At 64.5% G+C, this 17,381-nt stretch carries 16 protein-coding genes and 1 pseudogene; 11 read left to right on the forward strand and 6 right to left on the reverse strand.

Annotation, left to right across the window (positions count from 1 at the left end; translation table 11 throughout):
- The 7 genes and pseudogenes from YH64_RS24275 to YH64_RS24305 all read left to right on the forward strand — a co-directional run.
- A pseudogene (locus YH64_RS24275) lies at positions 1-686 on the forward strand (DNA polymerase III subunit gamma/tau); the annotation flags it as partial.
- A 45-nt stretch (positions 687-731) separates the two neighbouring features.
- Positions 732-1,058, forward strand: a complete 327-nt coding sequence (locus YH64_RS24280; protein WP_006221090.1) for a YbaB/EbfC family nucleoid-associated protein — start codon at positions 732-734, stop codon at positions 1,056-1,058.
- Positions 1,059-1,079: 21 nt separating this feature from the next.
- Positions 1,080-1,688 carry a recombination mediator RecR gene (gene recR, locus YH64_RS24285; RefSeq protein ID WP_046806911.1) on the forward strand — a complete coding sequence of 203 codons (609 nt, stop codon included), beginning with the start codon at positions 1,080-1,082 and terminating at the stop codon, positions 1,686-1,688.
- Positions 1,689-1,764: 76 nt separating this feature from the next.
- The gene (locus YH64_RS24290; RefSeq protein ID WP_046806910.1) at positions 1,765-3,024 is read left to right on the forward strand and encodes a CaiB/BaiF CoA-transferase family protein; all 1,260 of its coding nucleotides are present in this window, start codon (positions 1,765-1,767) and stop codon (positions 3,022-3,024) included.
- Between the two features lie 12 nt (positions 3,025-3,036).
- The gene (locus tag YH64_RS24295; protein ID WP_046806909.1) at positions 3,037-4,077 is read left to right on the forward strand and encodes an ABC transporter substrate-binding protein; all 1,041 of its coding nucleotides are present in this window, start codon (positions 3,037-3,039) and stop codon (positions 4,075-4,077) included.
- Complete coding sequence (locus tag YH64_RS24300; RefSeq protein ID WP_104144548.1) at positions 4,070-4,879, forward strand: ABC transporter ATP-binding protein; 810 nt, start codon at positions 4,070-4,072, stop codon at positions 4,877-4,879. The genes YH64_RS24295 and YH64_RS24300 overlap by 8 nt, the downstream gene beginning before the upstream one ends.
- Positions 4,880-4,882: 3 nt before the next feature.
- Positions 4,883-5,677, forward strand: a complete 795-nt coding sequence (locus YH64_RS24305) for an ABC transporter permease (RefSeq protein WP_006222859.1) — start codon at positions 4,883-4,885, stop codon at positions 5,675-5,677.
- Between the two features lie 31 nt (positions 5,678-5,708).
- Here YH64_RS24305 and YH64_RS24310 read toward each other — a convergent pair whose 3' ends face one another.
- From YH64_RS24310 to YH64_RS24325, 4 genes are read right to left on the reverse strand one after another with little or no spacing between them, the layout of a single operon-like run.
- The gene (locus YH64_RS24310) at positions 5,709-6,284 is read right to left on the reverse strand and encodes a biliverdin-producing heme oxygenase (RefSeq protein ID WP_046806907.1); all 576 of its coding nucleotides are present in this window, start codon (positions 6,282-6,284) and stop codon (positions 5,709-5,711) included.
- 10 nt (positions 6,285-6,294) lie between these two features.
- Positions 6,295-6,936 (reverse strand): hypothetical protein, encoded by a 642-nt coding sequence (locus tag YH64_RS24315; protein ID WP_255444717.1) that lies wholly within the window; start codon positions 6,934-6,936, stop codon positions 6,295-6,297.
- A 25-nt stretch (positions 6,937-6,961) separates the two neighbouring features.
- Positions 6,962-7,315, reverse strand: a complete 354-nt coding sequence (locus YH64_RS24320) for a response regulator (RefSeq protein ID WP_223264912.1) — start codon at positions 7,313-7,315, stop codon at positions 6,962-6,964.
- A gap of 24 nt (positions 7,316-7,339) precedes the next feature.
- Positions 7,340-9,532, reverse strand: a complete 2,193-nt coding sequence (locus YH64_RS24325) for an ATP-binding protein (protein ID WP_046806904.1) — start codon at positions 9,530-9,532, stop codon at positions 7,340-7,342.
- Positions 9,533-9,631: 99 nt separating this feature from the next.
- Between YH64_RS24325 and YH64_RS24330 the strand changes: the two genes are divergently transcribed.
- Entirely contained in the window at positions 9,632-10,159 is a 528-nt protein-coding gene (locus tag YH64_RS24330) for a carboxymuconolactone decarboxylase family protein (protein ID WP_046806903.1), read from the forward strand.
- A gap of 88 nt (positions 10,160-10,247) precedes the next feature.
- On the opposite strand, the gene tal is transcribed toward YH64_RS24330, so the two are convergent.
- Positions 10,248-11,201, reverse strand: coding sequence for a transaldolase (tal, locus tag YH64_RS24335; protein ID WP_046806920.1), 954 nt, complete (start codon positions 11,199-11,201; stop codon positions 10,248-10,250).
- A gap of 211 nt (positions 11,202-11,412) precedes the next feature.
- Here tal and carA point away from each other — a divergent pair, with 211 nt between their 5' ends.
- The 3 genes from carA (at position 11,413) to YH64_RS24350 (ending at position 16,693) form a co-directional block, all read left to right on the forward strand.
- On the forward strand, positions 11,413-12,567 hold the full coding sequence (carA, locus tag YH64_RS24340) for a glutamine-hydrolyzing carbamoyl-phosphate synthase small subunit (RefSeq protein WP_046806902.1): 1,155 nt from the start codon (positions 11,413-11,415) through the stop codon (positions 12,565-12,567).
- Positions 12,568-12,577: 10 nt separating this feature from the next.
- Positions 12,578-15,823, forward strand: coding sequence for a carbamoyl-phosphate synthase large subunit (gene carB / locus YH64_RS24345; protein WP_046806901.1), 3,246 nt, complete (start codon positions 12,578-12,580; stop codon positions 15,821-15,823).
- A gap of 105 nt (positions 15,824-15,928) precedes the next feature.
- Complete coding sequence (locus YH64_RS24350) at positions 15,929-16,693, forward strand: SDR family oxidoreductase (protein ID WP_046806900.1); 765 nt, start codon at positions 15,929-15,931, stop codon at positions 16,691-16,693.
- A 37-nt stretch (positions 16,694-16,730) separates the two neighbouring features.
- Here YH64_RS24350 and YH64_RS24355 read toward each other — a convergent pair whose 3' ends face one another.
- The gene (locus YH64_RS24355; protein ID WP_046806899.1) at positions 16,731-17,375 is read right to left on the reverse strand and encodes a histidine phosphatase family protein; all 645 of its coding nucleotides are present in this window, start codon (positions 17,373-17,375) and stop codon (positions 16,731-16,733) included.
- Between the last annotated feature and the right edge of the window lie 6 nt (positions 17,376-17,381).

Raw genomic sequence — 17,381 nt, forward strand, 5'->3', positions numbered from 1 at the left:
CCGCCAAGGCCGCAGGCTCTGCGGCGCTGGCGGTGACGCCCGCGGTGGCTGCCGTGCTGGCGACTGCGCCGGCCGAGGCTGACCCTGACGGCCCGCCGTCCTGGGTCGACGAAGAAATTCCGTTTGAAGCCGAAGGCGGCTTTGTTCCCGAGAGCGGATTCACATCCGATCCCGACGACGATGGTTTTGAAACGCTGGCCAGTGCGCCCTCCGTGGCGCCCCCCGTGGCCCCCGTCCGCCGTGAGGGCGCTGCGCCTTCGCGCAAGCGTTCGTCGCGCGCCCGCATCGAAGACATGACGCAAGCCGCCTGGCCCGGGCTGGCCGCGACCCTGCCCGTGACCGGCCTGGCCGCAGAACTGGCGCGGCAAAGCGAATGGGCCGGCGTGCAGGGCGATGCCATCATCCTGCGCGTTGCCGTAAAAACCCTGGCCGAAAGCGAAAGCCGGGTTCGCCTGCAAACCGTCTTGTGCGAACATTTCGGGCAGGGCATCCGGCTGGACGTGCAGGTCGGCGTCACCGGCGAGGACACGGCGCATGCCGTGGCCAAGGCCGAACGCGCCGCGCGCCAGCAGGCCGCCGAAGACGCGGTGGCCGTCGATCCTTTTGTGCAAGCCTTGTTGGCCGATTTCGGCGGGTATGTCGTGCCCGACTCCATCCGCCACGTTGATCCCCCGGCCGCTGCCTGACGCGGCGGCCCCTCTCTTATTTCCCTCGTTCAAGGAACATCCATCATGATGAAAGGACAACTGGCCGGCCTGATGCGCCAGGCGCAGCAGATGCAGGAAAACATGAAGAAGGCGCAAGACGCGCTGGCCGAAATCCTGGTCGAAGGCGCCTCCGGCGGCGGCCTGGTCAAGGTCACCATGACCTGCCGCCACGACGTCAAGCGCGTCGTGATCGACCCGTCGCTGCTGGGCGACGACAAGGACATGCTGGAAGACCTGGTTGCCGCTGCGTTCAACGACGCGCTGCGCAAGGCCGAAACCACGTCGCAGGAAAAAATGGCGGGCGTCACCGCCGGCATGCCGCTGCCCCCGGGCATGAAGCTGCCCTTCTAAGCAAGGCTGCCCTGGGCTGCAATGGATCCTTTACTGCCTGAACCCGAACCGCTGGTGTCTCTGATCGAGGCGCTCCGGCGCCTGCCCGGCGTCGGCGTCCGATCGGCCAGGCGCATGGCTTATCACCTGCTTCAGCACGACCCGCAAGGCGCGGACATGCTGGGGCGGGCGCTGGCCGGCGCCGTGCGGGACCTGAAACATTGCGCCCGGTGCAACAGCTTTTCTGAAGACGAGGTCTGCGGCACCTGCGCTAACCCCAAGCGCGACCCCTCGCTCTTGTGCATCGTGGAAACGCCGGCCGACCAGAACATGATCGAGTCCAGCCACGGCTACCGTGGTCTGTACTACGTGTTGATGGGTCGGGTGGCGCCGCTGGAAGGCATCGGCCCGCGTGAGCTGGACTTCGACCGCGTTATCAAGCGCGCCACCGACGGCGTGGTCGCGGAAGTTATCCTGGCCACCAACTTCACGGCGGAAGGCGAGACCACCGCCCATTTTCTGGGCGAAGCGCTGGGCGAACGCGGCCTGCGCGTGACCCGGCTGGCGCGCGGCGTGCCCGCGGGCAGCGAGCTTGAATACGTGGACGCCGGCACCATTGCCTGGGCGCTGATGGAGCGCAAGACCACTTAGCAAAGCAGGGCTCGCAACGTCAAAATAGCCGCCCGGCAATGCATCGGCGCGGCACGAAACGTGAGGAAGACAAACCATGTCAGCGCTGACCGGACTGAAAGTCCTGGAACTCGGCACGCTCATCGCCGGCCCGTTCGCCGCGCGCATCTTCGGCGAATTCGGCGCCGACGTCATCAAGGTGGAAACGCCCCACGGGCCTGATGGCACGGGCGGCGGAGACCCCATCCGCAGCTGGCGCCATCTGCACGAGGGCAATTCGCTCTGGTGGACGGTGCAGGCGCGCAACAAGCAGTCCATAGCCCTGAACCTGAAAGATCCGCGTGCCCAGGAAATTGCCCGCAAGCTGGCGCTGGACGCGGACGTCGTGGTTGAAAACTACCGGCCGGGCGTGCTGGAAAAGTGGGGCCTGGGCTTTGAGCAATTGCGCGCCATCAACCCGGCGTTGATCATGGTGCGGCTGTCTGGCTACGGCCAGACCGGCCCCATGAAAGACCAGCCGGGTTTTGGCGCCATCGGTGAATCGATGGGCGGGCTGCGCTACGTGTCGGGCCACCCCGACCGGCCGCCGCTGCGGGTCGGCATTTCCATCGGCGATTCCATCGCCGCCTTGCATGGCGTGATCGGCGCGATGATGGCGCTGCGCCATCGCGACGCCACGGGCGGGCGCTGGAACGGCAAGACGGGCGAGGCATGCCAGGCGGGGCAGGGCCAGATGGTTGACGTGGCCCTGTACGAAGCCGTGTTCAACATGATGGAAAGCCTGGTGCCCGAATATGACGTGGCCGGCGTGGTGCGCGAACGCACCGGCGGTGCGTTGCCCGGCATCGTGCCCTCCAACACCTACACCACGCGCGATGGCCAGAACATCGTCATCGCCGGCAATGGCGACGCCATCTTCCACCGACTGATGCGCGCCATCGGCCGCGACGACCTGGCCGAAGACCCTGATCTGGTGCGTAACGACGGCCGCGCGCGCCGCGTCCAAGAGATCGATGGCGCCATCCAGCAGTGGTGCGACGGCCGCAATATCGACGAGGCGCTGGACACCCTGAAAGCGGCGGACGTGCCGGTCGGAAAGATCTACAGCGTGGCCGACATGTTCAACGATCCGCAGTTCCTGGCGCGCCGCATGATCGAACAACATCGCCTTGCCGACGGCAGCCCCGTCAAGCTTCCCGCCGTGGTTCCCAAGCTGTCTGAAACCCCTGGCCAGACGCGCTGGGTGGGCCCGAAATTAGGGGAACATACCGAGGAAGTCCTGAAATCGCTGGGGTATGATTCAGCGGCTATTGACGAGCTGGCGAAGACCGGCGCTATCGGTAAACCCGACAACTAAGGAGACAACCCCATGTCAGTTACTCGCCGTGAGTTGCTCAAGATCGCCGGCGCCGCCGGCATCATGAGCCTGGCGCCCGCCATCGTGCGCGCACAAAAACTGGAAAAGACCAAGGTACAGATCGCCGTCGGCGGCAAGCCCCTGATCTACTATCTTCCGCTGTCCATCGCCGAAGCACGTGGCTACTTCAAGGACGAAGGGTTGGACGTCAGCATCGCGGACTTTGCCGGCGGCTCCAAAGCGCTGCAAGCCGTGGTCGGCGGCAGCGCCGATGTCGTGTCCGGTGCGTTCGAGCACACGTTGTCGATGCAGTCCAAGGGCCAGGCCTATCGCGCCTTCGTGCTGCAAGGCCGCGCGCCGATGATCGGCGTGGGCGTGTCCAAGAAAAACCTGCCCAACTACAAGGGCCCGGCCGACCTCAAGGGCAAGAAGATCGGCGTGACCGCGCCGGGCTCGTCCACCAACATGGTGGTCAGCTTCTTCCTGGCCAAGCACGGGCTGAAGGCATCGGACGTTTCCATCATCGGTGTGGGCGCCGGCGCCGGCGCGGTGACCGCGCTGCGCAGTGGCCAGATCGACGCCATCTCCAACACCGACCCCGTGGTGTCGATGTTGGAAATGCCGGGCGATATCCAGATCATTGTCGACACGCGCACGTTGAAAGACACCCAGGACATCTTCGGCGGCAACATGCCCGCCGGCTGCCTGTACGCGCCGCAAGCATTCATCGACGCCAACCCCAACACCACCCAGGCGCTGACCAACGCCTTGGTGCGCGCCGATAAATGGATTCAAAAGGCGGGCCCCGACGAGATCGCCAAGATCGTGCCGGAAACCTACCTGCTGGGCGATCCGGCCGTGTACAAGGCCGCCATTTCCAAGAGCCTGGAAGGCCTGTCGCCCAATGGCATGATCCCCGAGGACGGCGCCGCCACCGCGCTCAAGGCGCTGGCCGCCTACCAAGCGGATTTCGACGGCTCGAAGATTGATCCGTCCAAGGTCTGGACCAACGATTTCGCGCGCCGCGCCAACGAGAAGTACGCCAATGGCTGAAGCCGCACTATCGCTGGAAAATATCAGTTGCACCTTTGTTTCGCGCGACGACCGGTCGCAGCGCTACACCGCCGTCAGCGACACGACCCTGGCCATCGCGCCGGGCGAGTTCGTGTCGGTGGTGGGCCCGACCGGCTGCGGCAAATCCACCCTGCTTAACGTCGGCGCCGGCTTGCTGGCACCGTCCAGCGGGCAGGTAAAGGTCTTTGGGCAACCGCTGTCGGGCATCAATTCGCGCGCGGGCTACATGTTCCAGGGCGAGGCGCTCTTGCCCTGGCGCAGTGCGCTGGACAACGTGGTGGCCGGTCTGGACTTCGCGGGCGTGCCGCGCCCCGAAGCGCTGGAACGCGGCCGCGAATGGATGCGGCGCGTGGGCCTGGGCGGCTTTGAAAGCCGCTATCCGCACCAGATGTCGGGCGGCATGCGCAAGCGCGCCATGCTGGCCCAGACGCTGATCCGCGACCCCGACATCATCCTCATGGACGAGCCGTTCTCGGCGCTGGATATCCAGACGCGCCAGTTGATGGAAAACGAGGTCCTGGATTTGTGGATGGCCAAGCGCAAGGCCGTGCTGTTCATCACGCACGACCTGGACGAAGCCATTGCCATGAGCGACCGCGTGATCGTGTTGTCTGCCGGCCCCGGCACGCACCCGATCGGGGAATTCGCCATAGACCTGCCGCGTCCGCGCGACGTGGCAGAGGTCCGCGCCCATCCGCGCTTCGTTGAACTGCATTCGGCCATCTGGGCCGTGCTGCGCGAAGAAGTGCTCAAGGGCTATGCCCAACAGAAGCGAGCCTGAGGTATGTCGAAGTCATTCAAATCCGGTTCCGCCAGCCTGCGCTTCTGGCAACTGTTGCTGCTGGTCGTCATCCTGGGCGTCTGGCATTTTGCGTCGCGTGATTCCAAGGTGGCGTTCTTCTTTGGCGAACCGCTGAAAGTCTGGGGCCGCATCTGGGCCTGGTTCGTCACCAACGCCGACATCTACACCCACTTGTGGGTGACGTTGACCGAAACCGTGCTGGCGTTTTTCATCGGCACCATCGCGGGCCTGGGCTTTGGTTTGTGGCTGGGGCTGTCGCCACGCGCCAGCGCCATCCTTGACCCCTACATCAAGGCCGCCAACTCGATGCCGCGCGTCATCCTGGCGCCGATCTTCGGCATGTGGTTCGGCTTGGGCATCTGGTCCAAGGTGGCGCTGGCGGTCACGCTGGTGTTCTTCATCGTGTTCTTCAACGTCTACCAGGGCGTGCGCGAAGTCAGCCCCACTTTGCTGGACAACGCTCGCATGCTGGGCGCTCGCAAGCGTCAGCTGCTGCGTCACGTCTACCTGCCGTCTGCCACCAGCTGGGTGTTCTCCAGCCTGCATACGTCGGTGGGCCTGGCCTTCGTGGGCGCGGTGGTGGGTGAATATCTGGGGTCGGCAAGCGGCGTCGGGTACCTGATCCTGCAAGCCGAGGGCACGTTCGACGTGAACACCGTGTTCGCGGGCATTGTGGTGCTGACGGCGTTTGCGCTGGTGCTGGACTACATCGTGGGCATCGGTGAAAAGCGCTTGATGAAGTGGCAACCCAAGTCGGGCGAAACCGAAAAACTGTAGTCGGTCAGCCGGCGCTGCGCACCTGTCAGCTTCAAGTTCGCAGCGCTTGCCGGCTGTGCAGCCAGACCGTCAGGCTGTCGAAGGCGTCGCGCGCGCCTTGCAATGCGCGGGCTTCGCGCCCCTGGGCGCCGGCCTCGCTGTCCAGATAATGCAGAAAGTTCTTCCACATTGGGCCCAGGTTTTCGCCATAACCGCGCAGATAGCGCAGTGGCAGGGCAGGGCTGATATCTGCCAGCTGTTTGGCCAGAAAGCGTCCGCCCAGCTGTGATCCTTCCACCACATAGGCCACACCCAGCGCGTAGGCATCGGCAGCGTTTACGCGGGGCGCGTCGGGGCAGTGCGCCACGGGCGCGGCGTCGCCGGCCGCCGCCAGGTCCGCGCGTATCCAATCGCTTTTGCCGGCACGGGCGTGCGCTTGCAAACTGTCAGGCCAATCCAGCTGCCACAGGCGGCGCTCCAGCGGTTCCAGCCACCCCAGCAAGGCGCGCAGATAGTTCAGATACCCGTCGCGGTCCAGGTCGCCGCTGGTCAGGGCCAGCCCTTGATCCAGCGTTTCATGCCTGTCGCGGGTGCCGTCGCGCAGCACTTGGTGTACCGGGGAAATCATAGGCAGCCGCTCATGCTGGGGCAGGGGTGACGGGCAGGTGCAGCGACCAGCATTGCGCCTGCCGTTGCAGCCGCCAGCCTGATGCCGCCGCCAGCAGTTCAATGTCTTCGGGCGGGAAGGCGGCGGGGGCGTCGGCAGGCGCCTTGGCGGTATCGGGCAGCGCCGGGAAATGCGCGTGCCACACGTCGGCCCGCGAACAATCCAGCGTCAGCGCGGCATCCGCCGGCAACGTGGACAGCAGGCTCAACAGCCAGGCCAGCAACAGATACCGCGACGTGAATTGCGGCACCTGCAAATCCGCCACGTCTTCCGGCCACACGATGCTGTGTCGCGACAGCAGCAGATGCGAGAACATCAGCTTGCGGCACTCGCGCAATAGCGTCTGCGTGGACGTGGTTGCGCCGCTATCGAGCAGCCACTGATCCAGCTCGCGCACGATGGTGACGCTGTCTTCCAGCATGCCGGTCAGGTCGCCGGCCAGGCGGTGGCATCGTTGCTGCAAGGTATCGGCGTCGGCGCCTTCCGGGCTTTGGCGCAGCATCGCGGCGGCCAACGTGGCGTTGGACAAGGGGCCGACAACTTCATGGCGCAGCACGGGAAATACCTGCGCCAGCACTTTGAACCGCACGCCCTGGGCTACCAGGGCATTCATGGGATTGGCCGTCGACATGGCGGCCTCAGTGCGCTTGCCGCAGGATGGCCAGCAGCGCGTCGGGGTCCGCGGGCTTTTCGATCCAGCCGTTGAACATGCCGTCTTCGTCGCGGCGCTCGTGGCGAGCCAGGCCGCTTAACGCGTAGATGCGAGGAGATTCGGTGCGCGCGCGCAGCCGCGTTGCCAGTTCATAGCCGTCCATGTCGGGCAGCAGTATGTCCACCAACACGGCCTCGGGCCGGAAGCTGTCGACCATTTCCAAAGCGGCTTCGCCTGTGGGGGCGCAGCGTGTTTCCACGCCGGAAAGCGCCAGGAATTCGGCAAGCAACTCCGAGCCCATTTCATTGTCGTCAACCAGCAGGACGCGAACTGCGCGCACTTCGTTCAAAAGGTTCTCCATACTTCAGGGGGTGGCTGCGGCGCGGGATTCGCGCGGCAGTCTTACCGTAAAAATGACCAGGCCATCCCGGCACTGCACCGAGATGTCGCCGTCATGGCCGCGCACCACCTGCTCGGCGATGTACAGACCCAGTCCCAAGCCATTGCGGTTGCGCGAATGGCCCAGCGACTCGGGTTTGAACGGCGAAAACAGGTGCGCCAGCACTTCCGGTGCAATGGGCGCGCCATGGTTGGTGACTTGCAATTCTATGTGGTCGCCGTCTTGCCGCGCCCGCACCTGGATGGGCTGGCGGGGCGCGCCATGCTGGCGCGCGTTGCTCATCAGGTTGGTCACGACCTGGGCGATGCGGTCGGTGTCCGCCATCAGCGCCAGACCGGGTTGCACGTCCGGCTCGATGCGCAAGCCGGGGTAGGCCTGGCGCTTTTCCTCGATCAAGCCATTGACCAGGTCGCTGAGGTTGCACAGGCCTTTTTCGATGCCCAGCCCCATGCCGCCCTGTAGGCGCGACAAATCCAGCACTTGCGAAATCAGGCGTTGCATGCGGCCGCTGGAATATCGGATGCGCTCGCCCATGCGCGCGCCCGAATCCGTTTTGGACAGCAGCGTGGCCGCCATCGAAATCGATTGCAGGGGGTCGCGCAGATCGTGGCCTAGCATGGCCAGCAGCGCGGTGCGGGCCCGGTCTACGTCAGCGGCGCGGCTGGTGGCGATGTGAGAGAGTTCGTCGCGCAGGTTGTCGGCGGCTTCCAGTTCGCCCGGCAGCCACGATGTGCAGGTATTGCGCACCACTTCGCGCCAGGCCTCGAACGAGCCGCGCGGCGTCAGGCGCGGCCCCTGGCTGCCCACGGCGTATTGCTTTTCGGGCTTGCCGCCCCACACCAGCGTTTCAACCTGTTCTTTGCGCAGCCAGATCAGCCAGCCGTTGTTCATGGGGTCGAATTTGCACGCCAACAGGCCGGCGTACGGCACCAGATCGGTTTGCAATTCGGGGTAGTCGCGGGCGATGTTATCGGTGTGCACCACCCGCTGTCCGCTTTGGTCCAGCGCGCACAGGATGCCGGCCAATTCACCGCGCGGGGCAATGCCGCCGAACACGGTGACGCTGTTGCCCCACAGGCACAGCGCGGCGTCGTTGGGAATCAGCGAGGCGGGCGTGTCCGGACCGCCGGACAAGGCCAGGTGCAGGTTTTCGGACGCCGACACCCGTTCCGTTATTTCACTGACCAGCGCGGCGTTGCGGCGCGCTTGCGCCGCGCGTTCGGCGCCTTCGATGTTGGCCACCGCGGCGGACAGCACCTGCGCCATGGCTTCGCAAGCGAGCCGGGCGGGGTAGGGGATCGGGCGCGGCGCATGGTGGTGGCACGCGATCATGCCCCATAGCTTGCCCTCGATCACCAGCGACAGGCTCATCGAGGCCTGCACGCCCATGTTCGCCATGTATTCCAGGTGAATCGGCGACACGCTGCGCAGCGCCGAAAAGCTCATGTCCAGCGGCGTGGCGCTGGTGGACGGTGCGCCCCGGACGCGCACGGGCGCATATCGGGCGTCAGCAATCTGGCGCAGCGTATTCACGGTGTACAGGCGGCGAGCCTGCGCGGGGATGTCACCGGCGGGGTAGCGCCGACCCACCCAGTCTTCCAGCGATTCGTGGCGCTCTTCGGCCACGATCTCGCCGCTGTCGTCCGGATGAAAACGGTATGCCATCACCCGGTCAAAGCCGGTTGCGCGGCGCACTTCGCGCACGGCGCACTCCAGCAGCCCGGCGATATCGCGTTGGCGCCGGACGCGTTCAATGCTGCGGTAGATGCGCGCCGGGTCCGCCATATCCGCGTCCGTCGAAACGCGCAGTTCCAACTCCACGATAGTCAGCCCATTGCTGTTGCGATGGCCGATGACATCGAACATGGCGCCGTTCAGGGACAGCGTCAGGGGATCGAAGATGGGTTCGGGATCGTCCAGCCACGCCGACAGGCAATGCGCCAGGCTGGGGGGCAGCGTGCCCGCTGGGCAGCACTGGCCCAGCGTCAGCGGCGCGCCCAGCACGGTGGGGGCGTTCTCGCTGGCAAACTGCAAAATGCCATCCGAGTCGAACGCCAACAACGCGCCCAATGGCTGAATAGCGCCCGGAATATGAATGGGTTCGCTATCGCAATTGGCGAGCGTGACTGGCGTAGGGGAATGGGTCGGCGCATTCATTGTGGGTGGGGTACCTGGGACGCGCAATGAGCTGTCATTATGTCAAATATATTGTATGAATGTATGCATTTGCAGCCCTGTCACCTATCTGGAGCTTCCATGGCCCGTCTTGCCTACGCCGATCTGTCTCATCCCGACGCACGTCCCCTGGTGGAGCGCATCGTTGCAGAACGCGGCAGCGTGCTTCATCTGTACCAAATGCTGCTGCACAGCCCCGCAGTGGCCGGAGGCTGGCTGAACTATTTGACTTCCATCCGGCAACTGAGCAGCTTGCCGGGAGACCTGCGCGAACTGGTCATCATGCGCGTTGCCGCGCTTAACGGCGCGCCTTACGAGGCCGATCAGCACGCGCCGATCGCGCTTCGCGAAGGCGTGTCGCAGGCCCAACTGGATGCGCTGGGCGATTGGGAAAACTCAACGCTGTTCGACCCACGTCAAAAAGCCGTGTTGGCCTATACCGACGCCATGACGCGCCACGTGCAGGTGCCGCAGCCGGTGTTTGAAGCCGCCCGCGCCGCCATGGGCTCGGAAAAGCTGATTGTCGAACTGACCGCAACCGTCGCGGCGTACAACATGGTGTCGCGCTTTTTGGAAGCGTTGCAGGTGCATTCGGACGATCACCGCTAAGGCCACCATCCAGCAGGCCAACAGGTATGTCAGCAAGTCGCGTGCCCAAACCGTGGGCACGCGACTTTTTTTGCGCAATGCCGGAGGGTCAGCGACGCTGTGCGTCGATCAGTGCATCCAGCTTTACGGCGTCGGCGACAAACAGGCGGATGCCTTCGGACAGTTTTTCGCTGGCCATCGCGTCCTCATTGAGCAGCGTGCGGAAGCTGACCTCGTCCGCGCCGATACGGTCAATTGACGCGCCCGTGTCGTCGGCGCGCAATTGCGCCGGTGCATCGCCTTGCGTGCCGGCCAACTGGTTGAGCAGGTCCGGGCTGATGGTGAGCAGGTCGCACCCCGACAGCGCCAGGATCTGGCCCACGTTTCGGAAGCTGGCGCCCATGATTTCGGTAGAAATGTCGTGCTGTTTGTAATACCGGTATATGCGCGTCACCGACAGCACGCCGGGATCTTGCGGCCCGGCGTTGTCGGCCTCGACCCACGCGGCGCCGGCGGCCTTCTTGTGCCAGTCATAGATCCGGCCGACAAAGGGCGAGATCAGCTGGACCCGGGCATCGGCGCAGGCAACGGCCTGGGGCAGCGAAAACAGCAGCGTCAGGTTGCAGCGCACGCCTTCGGCTTGCAGGGCGCGGGCGGCCTGGATGCCTTCCCAGGTGGAGGCTATCTTGATCAGCACGCGCTCGCGCGGCACGCCGGCGGCTTCATACAGGGCAATCAGGCCGCGCGCCCGCTCGATGGTGGCGCGGGTGTCGAACGACAGGCGGGCATCGACCTCGGTCGACACGCGGCCCGGCACGATGTTCAAAATGGCGCGGCCGAAGGCGACCAAGAGGCGGTCGACCAGCTCGGGCGCCGAGGCGCCCTGGTGATCGCGCACCGTCTGTTCCAGCAGGGGGCGATAGGCCTCTTGCTGTACGGCTTTCAGAATAAGGGACGGGTTGGTGGTGGCGTCTGTGGGACGCAACGCCTTCATCGCTTCGAAATCTCCGGTGTCGGCGACAACGGTGGTGTGATTGCGCAGGGCGTCAAGTTGGCTGGACATGGACAAGTAACGGCTCACGACGGCTAAGGTTGAAGGTTCCTTAGCGTATCACTGCCGTGGGCGTCCGGCCGTCAGCCAGGAGTGGGAGAGGGAAGCCGGGGAAGGAGGGGAATCCCCATCCTGGCCTTATTTGGCGCGGTTCGCCGGGGAATCGGCCCGGTCAAGGTATAATCCGAAGGTTTGATTATCGATTCTAAAACCGGGGTTTACTGTGCTGCCGCAACTTTTTCCCGAGGGGATCAACCGCTTCCCTCCTGCAATTCTGGCTCTGGCGGACGGTACCATTTTTCGAGGCGTGTCGATCGGTGCGCCTGGGGCTACCGTTGCCGAAGTGGTGTTCAACACCGCGATGACCGGGTACCAGGAAATTCTCACCGATCCCAGCTATAGCGGTCAGATCGTTACGCTGACCTATCCGCACATTGGCAACACCGGCGTCAACGCCGAAGACGTGGAAGCCAATCGCGTCTATGCCGCCGGACTCGTGGTCCGCGACTGTCCCGCCCGCGTGTCGAACTTCCGTTCCACGCAATCCCTGCCCGACTATCTGGCCGCGCAGGGCATCGTCGCCATTTCCGGCATCGACACCCGCAAGCTCACCCGCATCCTGCGAGAAAAAGGCGCCCAAGGCGGCTGCATCTTCGTGGGCACCGACGCCGAACGCGCCGTTGAAATGGCCAAGGGCTTTGCCGGCATGGCTGGCCAGGATCTGGCCAAGGACGTGTCGCAAAAATCCACGACGGAATGGACCGAAGGCACGTGGCAACTGGGCGAAGGTTTCGCAAAGCCCGACCAGTCCAAGTTCCACGTCGTTGCCTACGACTACGGCATCAAGACCAACATCCTGCGCCTGCTGGCGGATCGTGGCTGCCGCCTGACCGTGGTGCCGGCGCAAACCAGCGCCGAAGACGTCCTGAAGCTCAATCCTGACGGCGTGTTCCTGTCCAACGGCCCCGGCGACCCCGAGCCCTGCGACTACGCCATCGACGCCACGCGCGTGTTCCTGGACAAGAAGCTGCCGGTCTTCGGCATCTGCCTGGGCCATCAGATCATGGGTCTGGCCGTGGGCGGCAAGACGCTCAAGATGAAGACGGGCCACCACGGCGCGAACCACCCCGTGCAAGACCTCCAGTCCAAGCGCGTGTTCATCACCAGCCAGAACCACGGCTTCGCGGTCGATGCGGCCAGCCTGCCGGCCAATGCGCGCGTCACGCACGTGTCGCTGTTCGACGGCACGTTGCAGGGGTTCGAGCTCACCGACCGCCCGGCCTTCTGCTTCCAGGGTCACCCCGAAGCCAGCCCGGGTCCGCACGACATCCTTGAACTGTTCGACAAGTTCATCGCCCTGATGTCCGGCCAAAAGTAAAGATTGCATCATGCCCAAGCGTACAGACCTAAAAAGCATACTCATCATCGGCGCCGGCCCCATCATCATCGGGCAGGCCTGCGAATTCGACTATTCCGGCGCACAGGCGTGCAAGGCGCTCAAGGCCGAGGGTTATCGCACCATCCTGGTGAACAGCAACCCCGCCACGATCATGACGGACCCGGAAACGGCCGACGTCACCTACATCGAGCCCATCACCTGGCAAGCCGTTGAAAAGATCATCGAGCGTGAAAAGCCCGATGCCTTGCTGCCGACCATGGGCGGCCAGACCGCGCTGAACTGCGCACTGGACCTGGCCCACCACGGCGTGCTCAAGAAGTACAACGTGGAACTGATCGGCGCGAACGAACACGCCATCGAAAAGGCCGAAGACCGCCAGAAGTTCAAGCAGGCCATGACCGACATCGGCCTGGAATCGGCCAAGTCGGGCGTGGCCCACAGCATGGACGAAGCCTGGGAAGTGCAACGCCGCATCGCCGCGGAAGTGGGCACGTCCGGCTTCCCCGCCGTGATCCGCCCCAGCTTCACCATGGGCGGTTCGGGCGGGGGTATCGCCTACAACGCCGAAGAATTCGAAACGATCTGCCGTCGCGGCCTGGAAGCGTCGCCGACCAACGAGCTGCTGATCGAAGAATCCTTGCTGGGCTGGAAGGAATTCGAGATGGAAGTGGTCCGCGACAAGGCGGACAACTGCATCATCGTCTGCTCGATCGAAAACCTGGACCCGATGGGCGTGCACACCGGTGACTCGATCACCGTGGCGCCGGCCCAGACGCTGACCGACAAGGAATACCAGATCATGCGTAATGCATCGATCGCGGTATTGCGCGAGATCGGCGTGGACACGGGCGGCTCGAACGTGCAGTTTGCCGTCAACCCGAAGAACGGCCGCATGATCGTCATCGAGATGAACCCGCGCGTGTCGCGTTCGTCGGCGCTGGCATCCAAGGCCACCGGCTTTCCCATCGCCAAGGTTGCCGCGCGCCTGGCCGTGGGTTACACGCTGGACGAGCTCAAGAACGAAATCACCGGCGGCGCCACGCCCGCCTCCTTCGAACCGTCGATCGACTACGTCGTCACCAAGGTGCCGCGTTTTGCCTTCGAAAAATTCCCCACCGCCGACGCGCGCCTGACCACCCAGATGAAGTCCGTGGGTGAAGTCATGGCCATCGGCCGCACCTTCCAGGAATCGTTCCAGAAGGCGCTGCGTGGTCTGGAAGTGGGCGTGGACGGCCTGAACCAGAAAACCACCGACCGCGAAAAGCTGCAAGTCGAACTGGGCGAGCCCGGTCCGGAACGCATCTGGTACGTGGGCGATGCCTTTGCGCAAGGCTTCACGCTGGACGAAGTGCACAACATCACGCACATCGACCCGTGGTTCCTGTCGCAGATCAAGGAAATCGTCGACATCGAACTGGCGCTGGAACAAAAGACGCTGGCCGACCTGGACTACGCCACCCTGTGGGAACTGAAGCGCCGCGGTTTCTCCGACCGCCGCCTGGCCTTCCTGCTGGATTCCGCTGAATCCGAAGTGCGCAAGCTGCGTCACCAGTTGAACGTGCGCCCGGTCTACAAGCGCGTGGACACCTGCGCCGCCGAATTCGCCACCCGCACCGCGTACATGTATTCCACGTACGAAGAAGAGTGCGAATCCGCGCCCACCGATCGCAAGAAGATCATCGTGTTGGGCGGTGGCCCGAACCGTATCGGCCAAGGCATCGAGTTCGACTACTGCTGCGTGCACGCCGCGCTGGCGCTGCGCGAAGACGGGTACGAGACCATCATGGTCAACTGCAACCCGGAAACCGTGTCCACCGACTACGACACGTCCGATCGTCTGTACTTCGAACCGCTGACCTTGGAAGACGTGCTGGAAATCGTCCACAAGGAAAACCCGGTCGGCATGATCGTCCAGTACGGCGGCCAGACGCCGTTGAAGCTGGCGCGCGCCCTGGAAGCCAACGGCGTGCCGATCATCGGCACCAGCCCGGAATCCATCGACGTTGCCGAAGATCGCGAACGCTTCCAGAAGCTGCTGAACAAGCTGGGCCTGCGTCAGCCGCCCAACCGCACCGCGCGCACGGAAGGCGAGGCCCTGGCTCACGCCACCGAGATCGGCTACCCGCTGGTCGTGCGTCCCAGCTACGTGCTGGGTGGTCGCGCCATGGAAATCGTGCACGAACAGCAAGACCTCGAGCGCTACATGCGCGAGGCCGTTAAGGTCAGCAATGACTCGCCCGTGCTGCTGGACCGCTTCCTGAACAACGCCACCGAAGTCGACGTGGACTGCCTGGCCGACGGCGAAACCGTGTTCATCGGCGGCGTCATGGAACACATCGAGCAGGCCGGCGTGCACTCGGGCGACTCGGCTTGCAGCCTGCCGCCTTACTCGCTGTCTGCGGAAGTCATCGCCGAGATCAAGCGCCAGACCACGATGATGGCCAAGGCCTTGAACGTCAGCGGCCTGATGAACGTGCAGTTCGCCATCCAGGGCGGCGACGTCTACGTGCTGGAAGTGAACCCGCGTGCATCGCGCACCGTGCCCTACGTGTCCAAGGCCACCGGCCTGCAGCTGGCCAAGATCGCCGCGCGCGCCATGGCCGGCCAGACGCTGGCCAAGCAAGGCATCACCAAGGAAGTCGTGCCGCCTTACTTCTCAGTCAAGGAAGCCGTGTTCCCGTTCGTGAAGTTCCCGGGCGTGGACACCATCCTGGGTCCGGAAATGAAGTCGACCGGCGAAGTGATGGGCGTGGGCATGAGCTTTGGCGAAGCCTTCGTGAAGTCGCAATTGGCTGCTGGCGTGCGCCTGCCGGAATCCGGCACGGTGTTCATCAGCGTGAAGAATCAGGACAAGCCCCGCGCCGTGGAAGTGGCGCGTGGCCTGCATGCCCTGGGCTTCAAGCTGGTCGCCACGCGCGGCACGGCGGCCGAAATTGAAACCGCGGGCATTCCGGTGCAAGTGGTCAACAAGGTCACCGAAGGCCGTCCGCACATCGTGGACATGGTCAAGAACGGCGAAATCGCGCTGGTCATCAACACGGTTGAAGAACGTCGCAACGCGATCGTCGATTCGCGCACGATCCGTACGCAATCGCTGGCCGCTCGCGTCACCTTCTTCACCACCATCGCCGGCGCCCGCGCCGCGGTTGAAGGCATGCAGTATCTGCGCCAGGGCCTGGGCTTGCAGGTGTATCCGTTGCAGGACTTGCACGCATCGCTTAGCGGCCAAGGCTGACGCGACAGCGCCAAGCCCGCGGGCTTGAGGTAGGATGCCGGGGCGGCCCTTGATCAGGGCCGCCCTTTTTCCATCCCTGCATTCCTATTCGCTTAAGACGATTCCATGAACAGAGTCTTCATCACCGGCGCCAGCAGTGGCCTGGGCCGCGCCCTGGCGCAGCAGTACGCCGCATCGGGCGCCACGCTGGGTCTCTTGGGCCGGCGCGAAGACGCGTTGCGTGAATTGGCCGACAGCTTGCCGGGCAACCATCGTTGCTATGCGGTTGACGTGCGCGACCGTGCCGCGCTGCATGCAGCGGCGGCCGATTTCATTGCGTTCTGCCAGGGCAGGGTGGATGTCGTCATCGCCAGCGCGGGCATCAGTGCCGGCACGTTGACCGAGCACGGTGAGGACTATGACGTCTTCAAAGCCATTGTCGACACCAACTTGCTGGCCACCGTGGCCACCTTCGAGCCCTTTGTCGGCGCCATGCGCGCCGCCGGATCGGGCCGTTTGGTGGGCATTGCCAGCGTGGCGGGCGTGCGTGGACTGCCGGGGGCGGGCGCCTACAGCGCCTCTAAATCCGCGGTGGTGACCTACTGCGAAAGCCTGCGGCTGGAGCTGGCGGGCGATGGCATCCGCGTGGTGACCATTGCGCCGGGCTACATCAAGACCGCCATGACGGCGAAGAACCCGTATTCGATGCCTTTCCTGATGGAGGCGGACGCCTTTGCGCAACGCGCGCAGGCGGCCATTACGCGTGGCACGTCTTACACGGTGATCCCGTGGCAGATGGGCGTGGTGGCCAAGCTGATGCGCCTGTTGCCCAACGCGGTGTACGACAAGTTGGCGCGTGACGCGCCACGCAAGCCGCGCAAAGCGGGGTAGCCCTTTACCGCGCGCTTACGGCACGTCTACGGCAGGTTTACGGCACCACGTCGTCGCCGACCTCGTCGGCCACGTGTCCAACGTCGCCCCAATCCAGCACTTCCCACTTGCGGCCCTGTACCGCGACGCGGTTGATGCTGACATTCAGCAACGCGGCGTCGCGCGCGCCATTGAGCGGCACACCCGAGGCATGACGCCAGATGATGTCCAGCACGCCTCCGTGCGTGAACATCAGGATGCGCTCGCCATCATGGCGGCTGGCAATGTCGTCCACGGTGGAGATCACGCGGGATTGGAATTGCCCCAGGGACTCGCCGCCATCCAGCGGGCGCAGCGGGTCGCGGCTTTTCCAGGCGGCAGCGGCTTCGGGCGCCTGCACATCGATGTGTTCGTGGTCCAGCCCTTCCAGGACGCCAAAGCCCCGTTCGCGGATGCCCGGCTCGACCCGAACGCGCAGCCCCAGCTGTTCGCCCACGGGCACGGCCGTGGCATGGGCGCGTTGCAGGTCGCTGCTATAGATAGCGTGGATGGGCGTGTGGCGCGCGTCTTCGCGCAGGCGGGCGGCAAGCAGGCTGGCCTGATTGACGCCGAATTCGTTCAGGGGAATGTCTTTCCAGCCTTGCAGGCGGCGCTGGCGATTCCAGTCGGTTTCGCCATGGCGGATGAACCAGATTTCAGTCATTACGTT

Origin of the sequence: Achromobacter sp. LC458 (assembly GCF_001005835.2) — a bacterium.
GTDB classification, from domain to species: Bacteria; Pseudomonadota; Gammaproteobacteria; order Burkholderiales; family Burkholderiaceae_B; genus Achromobacter; species Achromobacter spanius_B.

What these genes read in the sequence shown, in the direction of transcription:
- YH64_RS24280 (WP_006221090.1), top strand. Translation starts at nt 732, where the DNA reads ATGATGAAAGGACAACTGGCCGGCCTGATGCGCCAGGCGCAGCAGATG.
- recR (WP_046806911.1), top strand. Translation starts at nt 1,080, where the DNA reads ATGGATCCTTTACTGCCTGAACCCGAACCGCTGGTGTCTCTGATCGAG.
- YH64_RS24290 (WP_046806910.1), top strand. Translation starts at nt 1,765, where the DNA reads ATGTCAGCGCTGACCGGACTGAAAGTCCTGGAACTCGGCACGCTCATC.
- YH64_RS24295 (WP_046806909.1), top strand. Translation starts at nt 3,037, where the DNA reads ATGTCAGTTACTCGCCGTGAGTTGCTCAAGATCGCCGGCGCCGCCGGC.
- YH64_RS24300 (WP_104144548.1), top strand. Translation starts at nt 4,070, where the DNA reads ATGGCTGAAGCCGCACTATCGCTGGAAAATATCAGTTGCACCTTTGTT.
- YH64_RS24305 (WP_006222859.1), top strand. Translation starts at nt 4,883, where the DNA reads ATGTCGAAGTCATTCAAATCCGGTTCCGCCAGCCTGCGCTTCTGGCAA.
- YH64_RS24310 (WP_046806907.1), bottom strand. Translation starts at nt 6,284, where the DNA reads ATGATTTCCCCGGTACACCAAGTGCTGCGCGACGGCACCCGCGACAGG.
- YH64_RS24315 (WP_255444717.1), bottom strand. Translation starts at nt 6,936, where the DNA reads ATGAATGCCCTGGTAGCCCAGGGCGTGCGGTTCAAAGTGCTGGCGCAG.
- YH64_RS24325 (WP_046806904.1), bottom strand. Translation starts at nt 9,532, where the DNA reads ATGAATGCGCCGACCCATTCCCCTACGCCAGTCACGCTCGCCAATTGC.
- YH64_RS24330 (WP_046806903.1), top strand. Translation starts at nt 9,632, where the DNA reads ATGGCCCGTCTTGCCTACGCCGATCTGTCTCATCCCGACGCACGTCCC.
- tal (WP_046806920.1), bottom strand. Translation starts at nt 11,201, where the DNA reads ATGTCCAGCCAACTTGACGCCCTGCGCAATCACACCACCGTTGTCGCC.
- carB (WP_046806901.1), top strand. Translation starts at nt 12,578, where the DNA reads ATGCCCAAGCGTACAGACCTAAAAAGCATACTCATCATCGGCGCCGGC.
- YH64_RS24350 (WP_046806900.1), top strand. Translation starts at nt 15,929, where the DNA reads ATGAACAGAGTCTTCATCACCGGCGCCAGCAGTGGCCTGGGCCGCGCC.
- YH64_RS24355 (WP_046806899.1), bottom strand. Translation starts at nt 17,375, where the DNA reads ATGACTGAAATCTGGTTCATCCGCCATGGCGAAACCGACTGGAATCGC.